This is a genomic window from Vibrio chagasii, from assembly GCA_041879415.1.
Classification (GTDB): Bacteria; Pseudomonadota; Gammaproteobacteria; order Enterobacterales; family Vibrionaceae; genus Vibrio.
Genome location: CP090852.1, coordinates 199,450 through 221,894, shown reverse-complemented (window position 1 = coordinate 221,894; position 22,445 = coordinate 199,450). Strand labels below are relative to the sequence as shown.

The following is a 22,445-nucleotide window of genomic DNA, read 5'->3' as shown; positions in this document are numbered from 1 at the left end:
AAATGACTCTTTTAATAATTAAGGACATTTTTATGCGTTCTCAAGTTTTTATAGCGAACTAATCGATGAATTAATGACAAATAAAAAGCCATGCAAGGTAGGCCCAGCATGGCTTTCGATAAGGGCAACTTTACGCTGCCCTGTTAACTTGTCGGCTCAAGTAATACCAACGTTTTGGTTTAGATTGAGCTTTGATCGAAGTCGTTGCCTTGATCGTTTCCAGATTGCGAATCTGAGTCGAAGCTTCCAGAGTCGTCTGTGAAGTCAACACCTTGGTCTTGACCACCAGCACTAGTCCAGTCACTGCCACCTGATTCCATACCTGCCATGTCTGGTTGCTGCTCTTGAGTAGAACCTTGCATGGTGTATTGATCATCAACTTCAACTTCCACAGAGCCACTTGCACCGTCTATCGAACTACCCAACTCGTCGTAACCTTGGAATTGGATCTCGCTAGTGCCTTCATAACCTTCAGGAAGCTCAACCGATACCGGTTGCTCAAGGTTACCACTGATAGTGAAGCTACCATCACCGTTATCCAACGCATTACTCACGCTAGAACCTTCAGGTAAACCAGACATTTCCGCGTAATCCACCGACTCGTTACCACTTACCTCATCAGGGATCGAGATAGAGATAGTATCGCCCGGTGCCGCTGTTACGTCAGCAACGCTGTCTTCTGCTTCAGCATCTTGAGCTTGATCATCAGCTTGTTGTGCGACTTCCACTTGCTGCTCTTCTGTTGCATGAGCAGCTTCTGCTTGTGGTTCATCACCTTGAACTGAATCATCAGCGACTTGGATGCTTAAGCTATGGCTCGATACTTCACCACCGTCATTAACTTCGACATTCATTGCTAAGTTGCCATCGAAGTCTTCATTTGGCCAGTACGTCCACTCACCTTCACCAGATTCAGCGAAGAAACCTGCATCGTTCGCGTCTGCAACATCGACGACTTCTGCCGTTTCGCTCACGCCAAGTTCATCCACCAACTGCGATTCTGTGATAGTTAATGAACCATCGTCGGCTAATGCATAACCGTCACTCGCAGCCGCTTCATCGCCACCTTGGATATCCACATTGAAGAAGCTTTCGATACGGTTTTCGCCATCGGTCGCAATAAATCCAACTTGAACATCGCCGGTGTAATCTTCGGCTGGTGTGAATTGGTAGTTACCTTGGTTATCGCTTTCTATTACGCCCTGACCTTCCATCAAGCTCACTGATTCAATGCTCAAGCTATCGCCTTCTGCATCGCTCAGGTTCGCTAACATATCTTCGTCAGTAAACGACAAGGTAGCATCTGCCGCGATTTCGGTGGTTGTGATGCTGTTTACTTCTGGTGCAGCATTCTCTTGTGAGTCGCCCTCTTTAACGACTACGCCAGTTTGCTCATCATGAAGTACACCATCTTTGTCAATCACGTACGCAATGTCTGCTTCACCAGTAAAGCCAGGAGCTGGTGTAAACGTCCAAGTGCCATCGCCATTATCGACAATCTCACCTTGGCTACGGTCCGCTAGGTGAACCAATTTCACTTCATCATCACCATCTGCGTTAACGTTTTCAGCAAGTCCAATTAGGTCATCCGCTGTTAGGATAATCGAGTCACCCGCAACAGTTTCAAAATCACCTGAATCAATACCATCTTCAAACGCTTCTGGTTCATCGCCGTAGTCAACGGTTGTTGCACTTACGGTTACGAAGAACTCGCCGTGGAAGTCTTCAGGAGGCGTCATTTGAATGTTTGAAATATCCCAGTCGAACAAGTCAATGTATTGACCCGGTTCAGTGATCATTACGATGTTCACACCATCAGTCACTTCGAATCCAACAGGGAAACCAGTCATCACTAGATTACTTAGGGTTTCTGAATCATCGACTAAGCCAACGTTCAATCCTAGGTGACCCGTTTCATCTTCACCGAAGACAAGTGGACCGTCATGGTCGGTTGTAATCACCGCGCCATCCGCAACAGGACGAACGTACACAGGAACATCTAGAACCGTTTCAAACTCACCATCGCTCACCACAACTTGTAGGTCAGAAACGCCTGCAAAGTCGCCCGTTGGTGTGAATGTCCAAGTGCCATCACCATTGTCAGTAACTTCACCGCCATCTTCACCGTCTGCAGTGATAATGCGTGAAACCACAAGGTCAGCGGTATCAATGTCACCGAACAGATTCATTAAGTCGCCAGCATCGAAGGTGAACGCGCCATCTTCGTCTGTCGTCATCATTGCGTTACCGACATTGAACGGCGCATCGTTAACTGGAATAACGTCTACGTTCAGCGAGCCATCTACCACTTCTTCGCCATCGGTTGCTTGATACCCTAGTTCTACTAAGCCATTAAAGTCTTGAGTAGTGACTAAGTGATACATTCCGTCTGGTTGCTGAGTTAAGGTTGCGTTTGCAGGAGCTCGAACCGTAATGCTTTCGATGCTGATCTCATCACCATCAAGGTCCGTCACTTGATCCGCGATGTACGCTGGGTCAATGACCATCACGACATCTTCTTCACCTTGCATCTCAATGGTAGGTGCTTCAGGCGCATCGTTGACAGGCGTAACATCAATGTTGCCATCGACAGAAATGCTCTCCTGACCATCACTAACATTGAACGTCATTGGCACATCGCCATTGAAGTTTTCGTTAGGCGTAAATGACCAAGTTCCATCTTCGTTATCTAGCAGCTCACCGAAGCTAGGGTCTATTTGTAGACCTGACGCTTCTAGTTCGTCTGCTGTGTTGTCAATATCCGTCGCTTGAGCCAACAACATGTCTTGTGTGATAAGAATGGTGCTGTCTTCGGCTGTGGTTAGGTTCACATCCTCTGATTCAGGTCCATCATTCACAGCCAGAACTTCAATACCCGCCGTTGTTGTCGCCGTTGCACCGTCATCGTCGGTTACTACTACGTCTAGGCTAATATTGCCGTTAAAGTTCTCACTTGGTGTGAATGTCACTGAGCCATTATCGTTTTGAACTAAGGTGCCATCAGAGCCCGAGTAAGTCACACTCTCTAGCGACACTTCGCCATCAACGTCTGAGCTGTTCGCAATCAATTGCTCTGGGCTAATGGTTATCGTGCCATCTTCGTTCATTTGGTAAGACGTTGAACCTGCCACTGGTGCATCATTCACATCCGTGACTGTCACATCGATGTTGGCGTCAACCGTGTCAGTACCGTCAGACACTGTGAAACCAAGGTTTACATCGCCATTGAAGTTCTCATTCGGAGCAAAGCTATAAGTGCCGTCGCCGTTATCGGTGAACACACCCTCTGCACCTGTGTAAGACACATCAGTGACGGATAGGTCGTCCCCATCAATGTCCGCTGCACCTGCTAGTAGGTCCGCATCCGTGAAGATCAGCGTTCCATCTTCCTCAACAGTGAAGCTTTGATCTTCAGCCGTTGGCAAGTCGTTAACTGGGTTAACCGTTAGGTCAACACCAGCTTGAACGGTTTCAAGGCCATCCGATACATCGAAGCTTAGGTCGATGTCACCATTGAAGTTCGCATCCGGCGTGATAGTAAATGAACCATCATCGTTCGCCGTTACCGTTGCGTTGTCACCTGCACTCAAGTTGGCAGCAGTTAGGTCATCGCCATCAACATCCGATGCGTTCGCTAATAGCTGCTCTTGAGATAGCGTAATTGAACCATCTTCATCAACTGAGTAAGCCACGTTGCCCGCAACTGGAGCATCATTAACAGCAATGACTTCAATACCAGCGGTTGTTTCAGCCGTCGCGCCATCGTCATCAATAACGGTTACATCAAGGCTGATATCACCGTTAAAGTTTTCATTTGGAGCAAAGGTCACTGAACCATCTTCATTTTGAACCAAGATACCGTCGGTACCTGAGTAGCTCACGCTATCAAGTGACACTTCGCCATCAACATCTGAGCTATTCGCAATCAACTGCTCTGGGCTCAATGTGATGGTGCCATCTTCGTTCATCTGGTAAGTCGTTGAACCTGCCACCGGTGCATCATTCACATCTGTGACTGTCACATCAATGTTGGCATCAGCGGTGTCCGTACCATCCGACACAGTGAAACCAAGGTTTACATCACCATTGAAGTTCTCATTTGGAGCAAAGCTATAAGTGCCGTCACCGTTATCGGTGAATACACCGTCGGTACCCGTGTAAGACACATCAGCAACTGATAGGTCGTCACCGTCAATGTCCGCAGCACCAGCTAACAGATCCTCATCAGTGAAGGTTAGCGTTCCGTCTTCCTCAACGGTGAAGTTTTGATCTTCAGCCGTAGGCAAGTCGTTCACTGGGTTAACTGTTAGGTCAACGCCTGCTTGAACGGTTTCAAGGCCATCTGAAACGTCGAAGCTTAGGTCAATGTCGCCATTGAAGTCCGCATCCGGTGTAATCGTAAATGAACCATCATCGTTCGCCGTTACCGTCGCGTTGTCACCTGCTGTTAGGTTAGATGCCGTTAGAGCATCGCCATCAACATCAGATGCTTGAGCAAGCAGCTGCTCTTGGCTTAGTGTGATTGAGCCGTCTTCATCAACTGAGTACGCCAAGTCACCTGATACTGGTGCATCGTTAACCGCGATAACATCAATGCCCGCCGTCGTTTGAGCAGTAGCACCATCTTCATCAGCCACGGTGACATCTAGACCGACATTACCGTTGAAGTTTTCGTTTGGTGCAAAACTGTAAGTACCGTCGCCGTTATCGGTAAAGATACCGTCTGTGCCTGAGTAAGACACATCGCTAACGGATACATCACCTTCGATGTCTGAGCTATTTGCAAGAAGCTGTGCATCAGAAATCGTAATGACGTTATCTTCGTCAACACTGTAGGTTGTTGAACCAGCTACCGGTAAGTCATTAACGGCAATAACGTCTATACCTGCAGTCGTTTCGGCCGTTGCGCCATCTTCGTCCATAACAGATACATCAAGGCTGATGTCACCGTTAAAGTTTTCATTTGGCGAGAAGGTATAAGTACCATCACCATTATCAGTAAACACACCATCCGTGCCGCTGTAACTTACATCGCTAACAAACACTTCCCCTTCAACATCTGAACTGTTCGCCAGTAGTTGTGCATCGCTCAGCGTAATGCTGCCATCTTCTTCGACGCTGTAAGAAGTTGTGCCAGCAACTGGTACATCATTGATTGGTACAACTTGAACATCAATGTTCGCCGAGACCACATCCGTGCCATCGCTGACATCGTAAGTTAGGTCAACGTTACCATTGAAGTTCTCATTTGGAGCAAAGGTGTAAGTGCCATCGCCATTATCCGTGAACACACCATCAGTGCCTTCATAGTTAACAGATTCTACTGATAGGTCATCACCATCAATATCGGTTGCACCAGCCAGTAACTGCTCATCTGTGAAGGTTAACGAGCCATCTTCGTTAATGGTGTAATCATGGTCGTAAATCACAGATAGGTCGTTGACTGCTGTGACTGTCACATCAAGCTCAGCAGGAGTCACTCCACCATTACCATCATCTACGTTGTAGCTAATGGAGAATTCACCATTGAAGTTCTCTTCTGGGGTGATGGTGTAGGTACCGTCACCATTGTCAGTGATCAGAGCGTTCTCGATTGAGATATCACCAACACTTGGTTCGTTACCATCGGTATCGCCCGAATCACCGCCTTCTTCGCCGCTTAGCAATTCAGAGATATCAATACCGTTTTCATTCGCAAGCGCTTCTTCTGCCGTTGGTAAATCAAATGCATTTTGACTACCTACATCTTGGCTTGGAACAATTACGCCGTTAACGATATCAAACACATGCCAGTGATCGCCTGATGGGTTATCTGGCAGTTCAGGAGTGAAGGTTTCAACTAACGTATCACCAACAAACACCTGAACTTGCACATCTTCAACACCATCTACATCCCAACTTCTGTTGGTGTAGTTGTGCACTGAATAGTGCATGTCTGCATCTTGATAGTTTGGAATGGTAATAGTTTCAGGGCCATGACCATTTACATCATCCACGTCTTGTTGAACTACGTTACCTTCACCTAGGTCGTGGCTCATATCGCGGTAGTAGATATGGTCTAGCTCATTTCCATTCTCTGTATCGTATAGCCATAGGTGGTTATCCATGTCTCGTGGGCTTTCACCCCAGGTAACCACGATACGCATATCTGTTTCTTCAAGCACTTCAGATATTGCGGTCACGCCACCATTTGTCTCTTCACCAGCAGGAACCAGGAAGCTGCTGGTAATTGAGCCTTCTTGCTCAATCGTCACCGTGCCTTGGTCTACAACAGAACCTGTGACAGTGTAACTACCAGAGTCATCTGTAACCGTGGTGTAGCTATTACCCGCACTGTCAGTCAACGTCACTTCAGCACCAGATACTGGGTTACTGGTTTCAGCATCCAACACCGTACCCGTTACCGTAGTTTCATCACCCTGCTCTCCAATAATTGCGGTCATGTCATCGTTTTCGATGTCAGTCGCGAATTGAAGGAGTTCTTCTTGAGTAATCGTGTACGAGCCATCTTCTTCAATGGTTATCGCTACATCAGCAGAGACAATTGGCGCGTCATTGACTGGGTCAACCGTTAGTCCCAAGTTCGCTGCAATCGGCGTATCACCATCGCTAATGCTGTACGCCACATCAATGTAGCCATTGAAGTTTTCGCTTGGAGTAATTGAGAATGTGCCATCGCCATTATCGACAATGGTCGCATCGTCTCCAACCAAGGTTAGGTTAGAAGCTACAAGATCATCACCTTCAATATCTGCTGCATTCGCAAGTAACTGCTCCTGCGTGATAGTAATGGTGTTATCTTCATCCACATTGGCATAAACATCATCGCTGGTTGGTAGGTCATTGATTGGGTTAACCATCAGATCAGCGTTAGCCACAATCGACTCTGTACCGTCAGAGATGTCAAAACTTAGGTCGATGTTACCGTTGAAGTCAGCATCCGGTGTTACCGTAAAGGTACCATCGCCATTATCAACTACGGTCGCATTATCCCCCGCACTTAGGTTGCTTGCCGTTAGGTCATCACCATCAACATCCGAAGCTTGCGATAGCAATTGCTCTTGCGTCAGAGTAATCGAACCATCTTCATCAATGCTGTACGCCAAGTCGCCCGATACTGGTGGATCATTAATTGGCAGAACATCAATACTTGCCGTTGTGGCTGTCGTTGCGCCATCCTCATCAGTCACTACAACATCAAGGCTTACATCACCGTCGAAGTTTGCGTTCGGCGCGAAACTAAATGTTCCATCGCCATTGTCAGTAAAGATACCGTCAGCACCAGTGTAGTTTACGCTATCGATCGCCACTTCACCTTCAATGTCTGAAGAGTTCGCCAGCAGTTGTTCAGAACTGATAGTGATAACTTCATCTTCATTCACTGAGTAGCTCGTAGAGCCAGCGACTGGTGGATCGTTAACCTCAAGAACGGTAATTCCAGCGGTAGTCGCTTCGGTTGCACCATCTTCATCGGTAACAACAACGTCAAGACTTACTTCACCATTGAAGTTTTCATTTGGTGAGAAGGTAAATGTACCATCACCATTGTCTTGGAACACACCATCACTGCCAGTGTAAGACACACTGTCTATCGCCACTTCACCTTCAACATCTGAAGAGTTAGCCAATAGTTGCTCGTTACTGATGGTGATTGAGTTGTCTTCGTGAACCGTGTAAGACGTGCTGCCTGCCACTGGAGGATCGTTCTCTGGTGTCACGCTTACGTCAATGTTGGCTTGAACAGTGTCCGTACCATCTGACACATCGAAGCTGAAGTTCACATCACCATTGAAGTTCTCGTTTGGCGCGAAGCTATAGCTACCATCACCATTATCAGTAAGCACACCGTCAGCACCCGTGTAAGTCACGCTTTCAACCGTTAGTGTGTCACCTTCAACATCCGTAGCGCCTGTTAATAGGTCTTCGTCTGTGAAGTTAAGCACTCCATCTTCACCAATGGTGAAGGCTTGGTCTTGTGGCTCTGGAGCGTCATTGATCGCCGCAATATCAAGTGTTGCTTGAGTAGAGATGGTATCGGTGCCATCGTTTATATCGTAATCTAACGACACTTCACCATTGAAGTTCTCGTTAGGTAAGAAGGTATAAGTACCATCTGATACAAACTCAAGGTCACCAACGATATCAGGGTTAAAGTTACCAGTAGTATCAACCACACCTCCATCTTGAACTTGAAGATCAAACGCTAGGTTATCCGTCAGGCTTGCAAGTGGTTCCCCAGATTCAATCGCCTCTTGGTCAACTTTATCCGTCGTAAACGTTACATGACCAATTTCACCACCTTCTAGTGCACCATTACTGTTGAAGTCACTTAGGTCGTACGCATCGGCCTCCTGACCAATAATTGGATGAGAGCTTCCATCAATGGTATGTCCAATGTGCGTCGTAGCGGTGCCCAATAGCTCACCGTTATCAAACGCTTGAACTTCACCAGTTTCAGAGTCCCAAGACACAGTAATAGTGTGCGTTTCGCCATCGTATAGATCGAATTGAGGGAAGTTCACATGGTCTGAAGCCCCGCCCTCAACCATCATTGTCATCGAACCATCTGGACGAGCCATGATTGAAACGTTGTTAAGGTTATCTGTTCCAGGCATCGCTAATAGTAATGATGCACCGTCAATATCATCACCAGCTGTGAACTCTATCTCTGCTGTAAAGCTTGAGAAGTCTTCACCTATAGTGCCACCTAGGTCAACATAACTTGGTTCACCGTCTTCATCTCCGAATTGAAGCGAACCATTTACAACTAGCTCACCATCGTCACCAGAGTAGCTAACGCCCTCAACCGTTAAGTCATCCCCTTCTATATCCGTCGCATTTTCAAGAAGATCGGCATCGGTAAACGTTAGTGGTGTATCTTCAAAGCCATCAATTACTGGCTCACCACCAACTGGTAGGTCATTGACTGGATTGACCGTTAGATCAGCAGTCGCAACCAGAGTATCGGTGCCATCATTGATGTCGAATGTTAAGTCTATATCGCCATTGAAGTTCGCATCTGGCGTGATAGTGAAACTACCGTCGTCGTTTGCTGTTACTGTCGCATTACCATCAACAGTGAGGTTAGAAGCCGTTAAGTCATCGCCATCGACATCGGTCGCTTGAGCAAGTAACTGCTCTTGGCTTAGATTAATCGAGCCATCTTCATCCACACTGTATGCCAACTCACCCGATACCGGAGCATCGTTCACAGGCAGAACATCAATGCTTGCAGTAGTGGTTGCAGTAGCGCCATCTTCATCAGTCACGACTACGTCAAGGCTGACATCGCCGTCAAAGTTAGCGTTCGGAGCGAAGCTGAATGTGCCATCTCCGTTATCAGTAAAGATACCGTCTGAACCCGTGTAGTTAACGCTATCAATTGCTACTTCACCTTCGATATCTGAAGCATTAGCCAGCAGTTGTTCAGAACTGATGGTGATGACTTCATCTTCATTCACTGAGTAGCTAGTAGCGCCAGCGATTGGCGGATCGTTAACTTCAAGAACCGTAATTCCAGCGGTAGTCGCCTCGGTTGCGCCATCTTCGTCTGTCACCACAACATCAAGGCTAACTTCGCCGTTAAAGTTCTCATTTGGCGAGAAGGTATAAGTGCCGTCACCGTTGTCTTCAAATACACCGTCGGTACCTGAATACGTCACACTATCGACTGCAACATCACCTTCGATATCCGAAGAGTTAGCTAGAAGCTGCTCATCACTGATGGTGATTGAGTTGTCTTCATGAACAGTGTAAGACGTGCTACCAGCAACCGGAGGATCATTCTCTGGTGTCACACTCACATCGATGTTCGCCTGAACCGTATCTGTGCCATCTGACACATCAAAGCTGAAGTTCACATCGCCATTGAAGTTCTCGTTTGGCGCGAAGCTATAGCTGCCATCACCATTATCGGTGAGCACACCATCAGCACCTGTGTAAGTCACACCTTCAACCGACAAGTCATCCCCATCGATATCAGTAGCACCTGTTAGCAGGTCTTCATCTGTGAAGTTCAGTACTCCATCTTCACCAATGCTGAACGTTTGATCTTGTGGCTGTGGTAAGTCATTTACCGGATTTACCGTTAGGTCACCCGTCGCAACTAGCGTATCTGTGCCATCGTTGATGTCGAACGTTAGGTCAATATCACCGTTGAAATTGGCATCCGGTGTAATGGTGAAGCTACCGTCATCATTAGCAGTAACCGTAGCATCGCCATCAACCACTAGGTTAGATGCGGTCAACGCGTCGCCTTCAACATCACTCGCTTGAGAAAGAAGTTGCTCTTGACTCAAGGTAATAGAGCCGTCTTCTTCAACGCTGTATGCCAAATCTCCCGATACCGGAACATCATTTATAGGTAATACATCTACCGTAATGTAGGTATCAACTTGAGCACCATCCTCATCCTGAATGGTTACATCCAACTGCACTTGACCGTTGAAGTTTTCATTCGGTGCAAAGCTACAAGTACCATCTCCATTAATTGAGAAGATACCATCTGGACCATCGTAGTTAATTTCAACAAGCTCAACATCGCCTTCAATGTCAGATGCGTTCAACAGCACTTGAGATTCGCTGAATGTCAGTACGGAATCTTCATCAATTGTGTAAGACGTTGGGCCAGCAACCGGAGGATCGTTAACCTCTAGAACAGTAATTCCGGCTGTGGTTGCTTCAGTCGCACCATCTTCATCCGTAACTACAACATCTAAGCTAACTTCGCCATTGAAGTTCTCATTTGGAGAGAAGGTGTATGTACCGTCCCCATTGATTTCAAGTACACCATCACTGCCGCTGTACGTAACGCTATCAATTGCTACTTCACCTTCGATATCCGACGAGTTCGCGAGCAATTGTTCGTTGCTGATCGTGATGGAGTTATCTTCATGAACAGTGTAAGACGTGCTGCCTGCTACTGGAGGATCATTCTCAGGTGTTACGCTTACATCAACGTTAGCTGTAACCGTGTCTGTGCCATCGGAAACATCAAACGTAAAGTTAACATCACCGTTGAAGTTCTCATTTGGTGCGAAGCTGTATGTACCGTCACCGTTATCAGTTAAGACACCATCTGCGCCAGTGTACGTGACACCTTCAACACTCAGGTCATCCCCTTCAATGTCTGTCGCACCTGTTAGTAGGTCTTGGTCAGTGAAGGTTAATACACCATCTTCATTTACTGTGAAGGCTTGATCTTGCGCTTCAGGACCATCATTCACTGGTGAAACAGTCAGTTCTAGGTTGGTTGAAACAACATCATCACCATCAGATACATCGAAGGTAAAGCTTACATCACCGTTGAAGTCAGCATCTGGTGTCAATGTGTATGTGCCATCACCGTTATCTGTAATAGTCACACTGTCATCGTCAGTGGCTAAGTTGAGCGCTGTTAACTGGTCGCCATCTAAATCGCGAGCGTTGGCTAACAGGTCTTCTTGCGTGATGATGATTGAGCCATCTTCTTCCACTGTTGCTGCAACAGGTAGTGCTTCAGGAGCATGTTCAATATGTGCACCTGTCGCATTGATGTGAATAGTTTGAGATACCGTCTCAGAGTCATCGTTTGATAGCTCTGTTGCGGTTGCCGTTACGTTGATTTCAATTTGTTCATTGAAATCTTCTGGCAGTTGAATCTGTAGCTCTTGTGCGATTGCTGTTGTTGGTAAATCAACTGAGCCATCAGGACCTACGGTAATTTCACCGCTATAGATTTGGCTGTTCACTTCACCAACATCAATGGTGAAGTTGAAGTCGGTATAGTCTGCGTCACCGCCACCATAAAGATCTTCAAACCCGTAAACCAGTTCACCATCTTCATTCACCGTGGTGCGTGTATGCTCGATGCCGTCTTGGTTTAGCTCAGAGCTTGAACCACCATGGAAAATTGCATCACCAAACTGACTTTGAACAACTGTCTCAGAGCCGTCAGCACCTACGAATACAAGCTGAGGATCAACCGTATCCATATTAGCTGGCGAGCCGTCTGCAGCGCGGAACTCATATTGGCCGTCCTGCATTGCATCAAAGTTATTCGTCTGATGTCCATTTGGAATCAAGAACAGGTTGAAGCTTTCACCTTCTGACATTTGGAAGCTGAATTGGTCTTGCCCTGGAACAAGATCACCGCCACCACCGACTTGTGATGCGTTTTCATAAACAACTTCAACACCGGTAATATTGCCGTCTTCATCAACCTTGTAGTAACCCGCTGCATTTTGGAAGCCAGCCGTTTCACCTTCAAACGTTACCGTGATTTCAGTATCGTTGTAACTGGTGATACCGTTCTCTTGGTCATTCAGAACGCCTTCGTTATCGTATTGAATAATCGAACCTTCTGGAACGCCATCCACAGTGACAGTGAGTGTTTCCGACAAATCTTGGTCAACAAGCGCCGCTGCAATATTCAGTTCAACGACACCGCCTGGCTCAACCAAAATAGCTTGGTCATCAACGTTAACACCATCGCCATCAGTAATGACTAGGTCTGGAGCATCCGCTACTGCTTCAATGTGAACGTTAAGGTCTTGCTCTACCTCATCAGTACCATCAGTCACTGTGAAGCTGAATTGTAAGTCACCGCTAAAGTGCTCTTCAGGAACAAAGCTGAACGTGCCATCACCGTTGTCGGTAACTGTACCCTCATCGCCAGAGTAGTTGATACTGGTAACGCTTAGGTCATCACCATCAATATCAATCGCACCACTGAGGAGGTCTTCTTGTGTGAACAAGATGCTGCCATCTTCCTCTATGTGGTACATACCCGGCGCAACAATTGGAATGTCATTCACTGGATTAACAGTCAATGTCATATCGTTTGAGGTACTTAGTTCTCCATCACTCACTTCATAAGTGAACGCGATATCACCATTGAAGTTTTCAGAAGGCGTAACTGTGTAAGTACCATCGCCATTATCGACAATGCTTGCATTTGGATCGTTAGTTTCCAATGAACTTGCAAACAGCTCGTCGCCATCTTGATCAGTTGCGTTTTCAAGCAGCATTTCTTGTGTAACAAGGATTGAGCCATCTTCGTCGACATTGGCAACCATTGGCGTTGCTTCTGGCGCGTCATTGACGAATTCAACTTTTAAGTCGATGTTTGCTGCAACTACATCCGTGCCATCGCTGACATCAAACGCTAAATCAACATTACCGAAGAAGCCCTGCTCTGGCGTTAATGTATATGTACCGTCGCCGTTATCGGTGACTTCAACTGTGTCGCTGGTGCTTGTAACATTCACAACAGACAGCTCATCGCCTTCGACATCGGTTGCTTGTGCTAATAGCTCAGCTTCAGTAATCGTAATCGCTTGACCATCTTCCGTCGTGAAAGACATATCCGGTACGTCAGGAGCGTCATTGATAGGGTTTACTGTTAAGTTCAGGTCTGCAGCCACAGTCTCGATGGCATCAGTCACATCATAAGTGAATTCAATCTCACCAAAGAAATCTGCACTTGGTGTGATAGTGAAACTACCATCAGAGTTTTCTACGATAACCGCATTTGGATCGTTGGTTGCTAAGTTAACCGCTTCAAGATTGTCACCATCAACGTCCGTCGCGTTCGCTAACAAATCCTCTTGTGTAATAGTGATTGAACCATCTTCATCCACAGCGGCTTCAACTGGACCACTCACTTCAGGGCCTTCGTTGACAATCTCAACGTCTACTCTTGCTGTGCTTGGTGCGCTTGCTTGGCCATCACTAATATCGAAGGTTAAGTTCACCTCACCATAGAAGTTCTCGGCAGGCTCAAAGGTAAAGGTGTTGTCGCCGTTATCGGTCAACGTACCTTGAGTTTGATCGACCAGTAACAGGTTCTCTACATGTAGGATGTCGCCATCAACGTCCGTTGCACCAGATAGAAGATCTTTTGCTTCAATGACAATCGTGCCATTTTCAAGCATTTGGGTGTGCAGCGGTTCACCAGGAACTGGAACATCGTTTACAGGCACAACGGTTAAGTCTAGATGAGTTGCTACTTCGTCTGTGCCATCAAATACTTTGTAGTCGATGTCGATTTCGCCGTTGAAGTTTTCATTCGGCATGAAGGTGAATGTACCATCACCATTGTCGACTAGCTCACCGTCATCACCACCGTACGTGATGTCAGAAATAGACAGCGTATCGCCCTCTACGTCTGTGGTATTTGCCAACAAGTCATCAGCGCTGAACGTAATGCCAACATCTTCATCTGTTGATAGAACAATTGGACCAGACACAATTGGCGCATCATTCACAGATTCGAAGTTGATATTAATGATGTTGTCGTCGGTTAACTCACCATCACTGACTTGATAACCCAGCTCGATTTCACCATAGAAGTTTTCATCCGGTGTTACCGTCCAAGTACCGTCGCCATTATCTGTCAGCGTTGCGTGCTCTGAGTTTTCACCCACCAGCTCTAAGTTCTGAATATCAAGGTCATCACCATCGATATCTGATGCTTGAGCGAGTAACTGTTCTTCAGTTATTACAACAGAAGCAAACTGAGCAGAACCTTCAGTATCGACAATGATATTAGGAAGGTCAGCCGTTAGCTCGATTTCGTTGTCACCCGCATGGATATTCAGCTCTACGGTTTCAGTGATTTCTGAGCCATCCACACCGATCGATGTGAACACGGCTTCATCATGACAAGTTTGTGACACTGTCATGTTTTGAACAACATAAGTACCGTTACCTTGCACTGTGCCTAGTTCAAAGTAAGACACAGGTTGGTCAACAGTCAGTGTGTAATCGGTCTCGAATGTACCACGGTCTTCTTTGTGGTAAGTCATCGAGTCGATCATGTCTCCGTCTTCATTGAAGGCGCGAATTTCTACTTCTGTAAAGTGACGCGACTCTTCCATGAACCAACCACCCAAACCATCTAGATGGAAGCTAATTTCGTTGATGTCTTGGCCTTCAACAGAAATGGTCAGTTTCTCATCACCACTTAGACCTTGGCGGTCAGTATCACCGATACCATGACCAATATGAGTATTACCATTCCATGCGCCCAGCGGATCATCGTTACTTTGTACCGTAACCGTTAAGTCACCATCCGAGAATTCACGTGTATATGGGTCAACTTCTGTTCCCCAGTCATCCACGCTCGCATTATCATCGAAGGTACCAATTTGCGTTGTATGAGTACCGTTTGCTAGAGCATCTTCACTTGGCACGAAGCGTACTTCCGTGTCAGCTGGTACTTCTTGACCAACTTCCAGTACTACCCACTCATTATCAAGATTAGCTTCGATAATGCCGTTTTCTGGTGCTTGATCTAGACGTAATGCCGGCTCTTCACGAAGCGTTACACCAACTGTTTGGTCTTCTTGCGCTTGGATGAAGATCTCTTCACCCGCTTCTGGTGCGTCATTGACTGGGTTAACGGTTAAATCCAGTGTGGTCAGGACTTCATTTTCACCATCGCTGATGCTGTATGTGAAATCTAACTCGCCATTGAAGTTCTCAGTGTGCGTAATAGTGAAAGAACCATCGTCATTTGCAACGATAGTTGCGTCGGGGTCATTGGTTTGCAGGTTAGACGCCGTTAAATCATCACCTTCAACGTCCGTTGCATTCGCTAGCAACTGCTCTTGAGTAATAGTGATTGCGTTGTCTTCATCGACTTCAGCTTGAATGCCTGACGTTTCAGGACCGTCATTCACAGCAATAACATCGATACCCGCAGTGGTTGTGGCAGTAGCACCATCTTCGTCAACGACAACAACATCAAGTGAGATATCACCGTCGAAGTTTTCGTTTGGCGTAAAGGTAAATGTGCCATTACCGTTATCAACGAATGAGCCATCATCACCGCCATAACTCACACTTGATAGTGAAACATCGCCTTCAACATCTGACGAATTCGCCAGTAGCTGTTCAGCACTGATAGTGATTTGACCATCTTCTTGAACAGTGTAAGCCGTTGAACCTGCGACAGGTGGATCATTCTCAGGTGTCACGCTGACATCAATAACAGCTGGCGTTGAGCCCGTACCATCAGAAACATCGAATGAGATTTGAACATCACCATTGAAGTTTTCGTTTGGTGCAAAGCTGTAAGTGCCGTCTCCATTATCACTTAGAACACCATCAGCACCTGTATAAAGCACGTTTTCAATTGATAGCTCATCGCCATCAATATCGGATGCGCCAGCAAGTAGATCGGCATCGGTAAATAGTAGAGTGCCATCTTCTGCAATGGTGAACTGTTGGTCTTGCGCTTGTGGTAAGTCGTTCAACGGGTTGACTGTGATATCCAGGCCAACTTGAACCTCACCGCCATCGTTATCAATGATATCGAAGCTTAGATCTAGGTCTCCGTTATAATCAGCGTCAGGAGTAATGGTATAGCTACCATCCTCGTTTTGCTGGATAGTCGCGTTTTCATCCGTCGATAAGTTTATCGCTTCAAGATTATCGCTATCAATATCGCCTGCTCGCGCTAGCAATTGATCTTGTGTCAGCGTAATTGAACTGTCTTCGTTGATGGTGTAAGCCAAGTCACCGGATACTGGTGGATCGTTAATTGGCAGAACATCAACATTGATGTGAGTTTCAACCGTTGCGCCATTCTCATCTTGAATCGTAACATCAAGCTGAACCTGACCATTGAAGTTCTCATTTGGTGCGAAGCTACATGTGCCATCACCATTCACGGTGAAGATACCGTCCGACCCGTCGTAATTGATGCCAACAAGTTCAACGTCACCTTCGACATCTGAAGCATTCGCAAGAATCTGAGATTCACTAAATGTTAGAACCGAATCTTCATCAATGGTGTATGACGTAGGCCCAGCAACAGGCGGATCGTTCACTTCAAGAACAGTAATGCCCGCTGTCGTCTCATCAATAGCGCCTTCTTCGTCTGCAACGATCACATCAAGACTGATATCGCCACTGAAGTTTTCGTTAGGAAGGAAGGTATAGCTGCCATCGCCGTTATCTTGGAATACACCATCAGTGCCGCTATAAGTCACACTATCAACCGACACCGCACCTTCAACATCCGAAGAGTTTGCTAGTAATTGCTCATCAGAAATGGTGATCGCATTGTCTTCATTAACCATGTACGAGGTTGAACCAGCGACAGGCGGATCATTTTCAGGAGTGACACTGACATCGATATTTGCGCTAACGGTTTCGGTGCCGTCTGACACATCGAAGCTAAAGTTCACATCACCATTGAAGTTCTCATTTGGTGCGAAAGTATAAGTACCATCACCGTGGTCAGTTAGAACACCATCACCACCAGTGTAACTAATTCCCTCAACCGTAAGGTCATCACCATCCACATCAGTTGCACCAGACAGTAAGTCTGCATCTGTGAATTGCAGTGTACCGTCTTCTTCAATACTAAATTGTTGATCTTGAGGAACCGGTAGATCGTTAACTGGATTAACAGTCAGATCCGCAGTGGCTTGAACGGTGTCTGTGCCATCAGTGATATTGAATTGGATATCAATGTCACCATTAAAGTTCGCGTCAGGGACAATAGTGAAGCTGCCATCATCATTAGCCGTTACCGTTGCGTTACCATCGACAGTTAAGTCACTCGCGGTTAGGTCATCTCCTTCCACATCCGATGCTTGAGACAACAACTGCTCTTGGCTCAATGTAATTGAACCATCTTCGTTTACGTTGTATGCCAAATCACCAGAAACAGGGGCATCATTGATCGGCAATACATCGACGTTAATAACCGTTTCAACTTCAGCACCATCTTCATCTCGAATAGTCACATCAAGTTGAACTTGGCCATTGAAGTTCTCATTAGGAGCAAAGCTACAAGTACCATCTCCATTTACGGAGAAGATGCCATCTGGACCGTCATAGCTAATACCAACAAGTTCTACGTCCCCTTCTACATCTGAAGCGTTAAGAAGAACTTGTGACTCGCTAAACGTAAGCACAGAGTCTTCATCAATTGTGTAAGATGTTGGGCCTGCAACTGGTGGATCGTTCACTTCAAGAACGTTAATACCAGCGGTTGTCGCATCCGTCGCACCATCTTCATCGGCAACAACGACATCAAGTGCTATCTCACCGCTAAAGTTTTCATTTGGTGAGAATGTGTATGTACCATCACCATTGATTTCCAATACACCGTCACTGCCTGAATACGTCACACTGTCGATAGAAACATCGCCTTCAATGTCTGAAGAAGTTGCCAACAGTTGTGCATCAGAAATAGTAATCGAGTTATCTTCGTTTACGGTGTAAGACGTAGAACCCGCAACTGGAGGATCATTTTCCGGAGTCACGCTAACATCAATGTTTGCCGACACTGTGTCAGTACCATCAGACACATCGAAGCTGAAGCTCACATCACCATTGAAGTTCTCATTTGGCGCAAAGCTATAAGAGCCATCACCATTATCTGTCAGTACGCCATCAGTGCCTTCATATGAGATCCCTTCAACCGTTAAGTTATCTCCCTCAACATCAGTTGCACCGTTTAGTAAGTCTGCATCGGTAAAGACAAGTGTACCGTCTTCTTCAATGCTGAACTGTTGGTCTTGTGGAACCGGTAAATCATTAATTGGGTTAACAGTTAGATCAGCAGAAGCTTGAACCGTGTTAGTGCCATCAGAGATATCAAAGCTGATATCGATGTCACCATTAAAGTTTGCATCTGGTGTGATGGTGAAGCTGCCGTCATCATTCTGAACAACTGTTGCATCGCCATCGACTGTTAGGCCACTCGCAGTAAGATCATCGCCTTCCACGTCTGATGCTTGTGAAAGTAGTTGCTCTTGGCTCAGACGGATAGAGCCGTCTTCATCAACCGAGTAAGCTAAGTCGCCAGATACCGGTGCATCATCAACTGCAGTTACACTGACGTCGATGTTCGCAGAAACAGTATCAGTACCGTCAGATACATCGAAGCTAAAGTTAACGTCACCGTTGAAGTTTTCATTTGGTGCAAAGGTGTATGTACCATTGCCATTGTCGGTGAGAATGCCATCACCGCCATCATAAGTTACCCCTTCAACCGATAGGTTATCGCCTTCAATGTCCGTAGCACCTGTTAGTAGGTCTGCATCAGTAAAGATGAGCGTACCGTCTTCTTCTACGCTGAATTGTTGGTCTTGTGGAACAGGTAAATCATTGACTGGGTTTACTGTTAGATCAGCAGAGGCTTGAACTGTGTTAGTACCATCTGAGATATCAAAGCTGATATCGATGTCACCGTTAAAGTTCTCATCCGGTGTGATGGTGAAACTACCATCATCGTTTTGAGTAACCGTCGCGTCGCCATCAACCGTTAGGCTACTTGCCGTTAGATCATCACCCTCTACATCAGAAGCTTGGGATAGCAACTGTTCTTGGCTTAAACGAATCGAACCGTCTTCATCAACTGAGTAAGCTAAATCGCCAGATACCGGTGCATCATCCACCGCAGTAACACTCACATCGATGTTTGCAGATACAGTATCGGTACCATCAGACACATCGAAGCTAAAGTTTACATCGCCATTGAAGTTCTCATTTGGCGCAAAGGTATAGGTGCCATTACCGTTATCGGTAAGAATACCGTCGCCACCATCATAGGTAACGCCTTCAACGGTAAGATTATCGCCTTCGATATCTGTCGCGCCTGCAAGTAGGTCAGCATCAGTAAAGACAAGCGTACCGTCTTCTTCGACAGTGAATTGTTGGTCTTGAGGTACGGGTAAATCATTAACTGGGTTTACAGTTAGGTCAGCAGAGGCTTGAACCGTGTTCGTACCATCTGAGATATCGAAGCTGATGTCGATGTCACCGTTAAAGTTCTCGTCTGGCGTGATAGTAAAGCTACCATCATCATTTTGAGTAACCGTCGCATCACCATCAACCGTTAGGCTACTAGCAGTTAGATCATCACCCTCTACGTCAGAAGCTTGGGATAGCAACTGTTCTTGGCTTAAACGAATCGAACCGTCTTCATCAATTGAGTATGCTAGGTCGCCAGACACAGGAGCGTCATCAACCGCAGTAACATTTACATCAATGTTTGCAGAAACAGTATCGGTACCATCAGACACATCGAAGCTAAAGTTTACATCGCCATTGAAGTTCTCGTTTGGCGCAAAGGTATATGTACCATTACCGTTATCGGTAAGAATACCGTCACCACCATTGTAGGTTACGCCTTCAACAGTTAGGTTGTCACCTTCAATGTCCGTTGCACCTGTTAATAAGTCAGCATCGGTAAAAATAAGCGTACCATCTTCTTCAACACTGAATTGTTGGTCTTGAGGAACTGGCAAGTCATTGATTGGATTAACGGTTAGATCAGCAGACGCTTGAACCGTGTTCGTACCATCTGAAATATCAAAGCTGATATCGATGTCACCGTTAAAGTTTGCATCTGGTGTGATGGTGAAACTGCCATCATCGTTTTGAACAACAGTTGCATCGCCATCAACCGTTAGACCACTCGCAGTAAGGTCATCGCCTTCCACGTCTGATGCTTGCGAAAGTAGTTGCCCTTGGCTCAAACGGATAGAGCCGTCTTCATCAACCGAGTAAGCTAAATCGCCAGATACCGGTGCATCATCAACTGCAGTTACGCTGACGTCGATGTTCGCAGAAACAGTATCGGTACCATCCGACACATCAAAGCTAAAGTTAACGTCACCGTTGAAGTTTTCATTTGGTGCAAAGGTGTAGGTGCCATTGCCGTTGTCGGTAAGAATACCATCACCGCCATCATAAATTACCCCTTCAATCGATAAGTTATCACCTTCGATATCCGTTGCACCTGTCAGTAGATCAGCGTCAGTAAAGATCAGCGTACCATCTTCTTCAATGCTGAACTGTTGGTCTTGAGGAACTGGCAAGTCATTGATTGGATTAACGGTTAAATCAGCAGAGGCTTGAACCGTATTAGTGCCATCAGAGATATCAAAGCTGATGTCGATGTCACCGTTGAAGTTTTCATCCGGTGTGATGGTGAAACTGCCATCATCGTTTTGCACAACTGTCGCATCACCATCAACCGTTAAGCTACTCGCAGTAAGGTCATCACCTTCCACGTCTGATGCTTGCGAAAGTAGTTGCTCTTGGCTCAGGCGAATTGAGCCATCTTCATCAACTGAATATGCTAAATCCCCGGATACCGGCGCATCATCAACTGCAGTTACGCTGACGTCGATATTAGCGGAAACAGTATCGGTACCGTCAGATACATCAAAGCTAAAGTTAACGTCACCGTTGAAGTTATCGTTTGGTGCAAAGGTATAGGTACCATTACCGTTATCGGTAAGAATACCATCACCACCATCATAGGTAACACCTTCAACTGAAAGGTTGTCACCTTCAATGTCTGTCGCACCTGCTAGTAAGTCTGCATCCGTGAAGATAAGTGTGCCATCTTCTTCGATCTCGAATGTTTTATCTTCGGGAACTGGCGCATCATTTATTGGGCGAACCGTTAGATCGATTGCGCTGCTTATGGTTTCTTGGCCATCACTGATATCAAATGTTAGGTCAAGCTCACCATTGAAATCTGCGGAAGGAACAACGGTAAAAGTACCATCGCCATTGTCCTGAACGGTCGCATCAGCACCAACTTGAACGTTTGATGCAACTAGGTCATCTCCATCGACATCACTTGCGTATTCTAGTAGTTGTTCTTGAGTGAACGTTATGGAGCCATCTTCATCCATGATGTAAGCAAGATCTTGCTCTACTTCTGGTGCGTCATTCTCACCTTCTACTTTGATTTTGAAGGTTTCGCTTACCGTTTCTGAATCAAAGTCGTCTTCAACTTCACTAATGGTCTCTTCATCTGAAGCTTGAACATCAACAGCAAACGTTTCTTCTACTGTCTGTGAATCAAGGCCATCATCAACTGATTGTTCAGGTGCTTCGGAAGAATCTGCACTTGGTGCTGCTGACGTTCTCGCTGCTTGCCCCTGCTCTTCATTACCTTCAGCAGTTGCACCGCCATCTGAAGCTTCATTGCTTTCACCACCTACAGCTTGAGCTCCAGCTCCTGAACCGCCACCGCTGCCGGCCGCTTCACCAGCTCCTGCATCAGAAGCTGCGCCGCCAACGACATTCGACTGAGCATCACCAGAGTCACTACCACCTTCAGGTGTCTCTTCTTGAACTGCACCACCGGAAGCTGAAGCCTCTTCTTCGTTACCAGCGCCACTTGGGTTATCCGCTAGAGCTTGGTTAACTTCGTCTGCTGCATCCGTGTTTTCAGCACCCGTCGCTATTGTTGAAGCGATTGTATTCTGTTGATTCTGCTGGTTCTGCTGCTGGGAGGGAGTACCAGCATCATTCGTGTCCGTTTGTTCGACAGCATCATTTAGATCTTCGTTTTGGTTATTTTGGTTATTTTCGCCTGCCATTACAGCCTCCGTTGCTACTAGCTAACTGATCGTTTACAGGCATTAAAGGACACCATTTCGCAAAACCAAATTTTTATACAACATTTTTCATAATTTTGTTTT

The 22,445-nt window shown here is 46.2% G+C and carries 1 protein-coding gene; it reads right to left on the bottom strand.

The window, feature by feature from the left end; all coding sequences use genetic code 11:
* Positions 1–179: 179 nt before the first annotated feature.
* Positions 180–22,343 (bottom strand): tandem-95 repeat protein, encoded by a 22,164-nt coding sequence (locus tag L0991_14995; GenBank protein ID XGB64859.1) that lies wholly within the window; start codon positions 22,341–22,343, stop codon positions 180–182.
* Between the last annotated feature and the right edge of the window lie 102 nt (positions 22,344–22,445).

Excerpts from the sequence above, each read along its gene's own strand:
- L0991_14995 (XGB64859.1), bottom strand. The coding sequence starts at position 22,343 with ATGGCAGGCGAAAATAACCAAAATAACCAAAACGAAGATCTAAATGAT.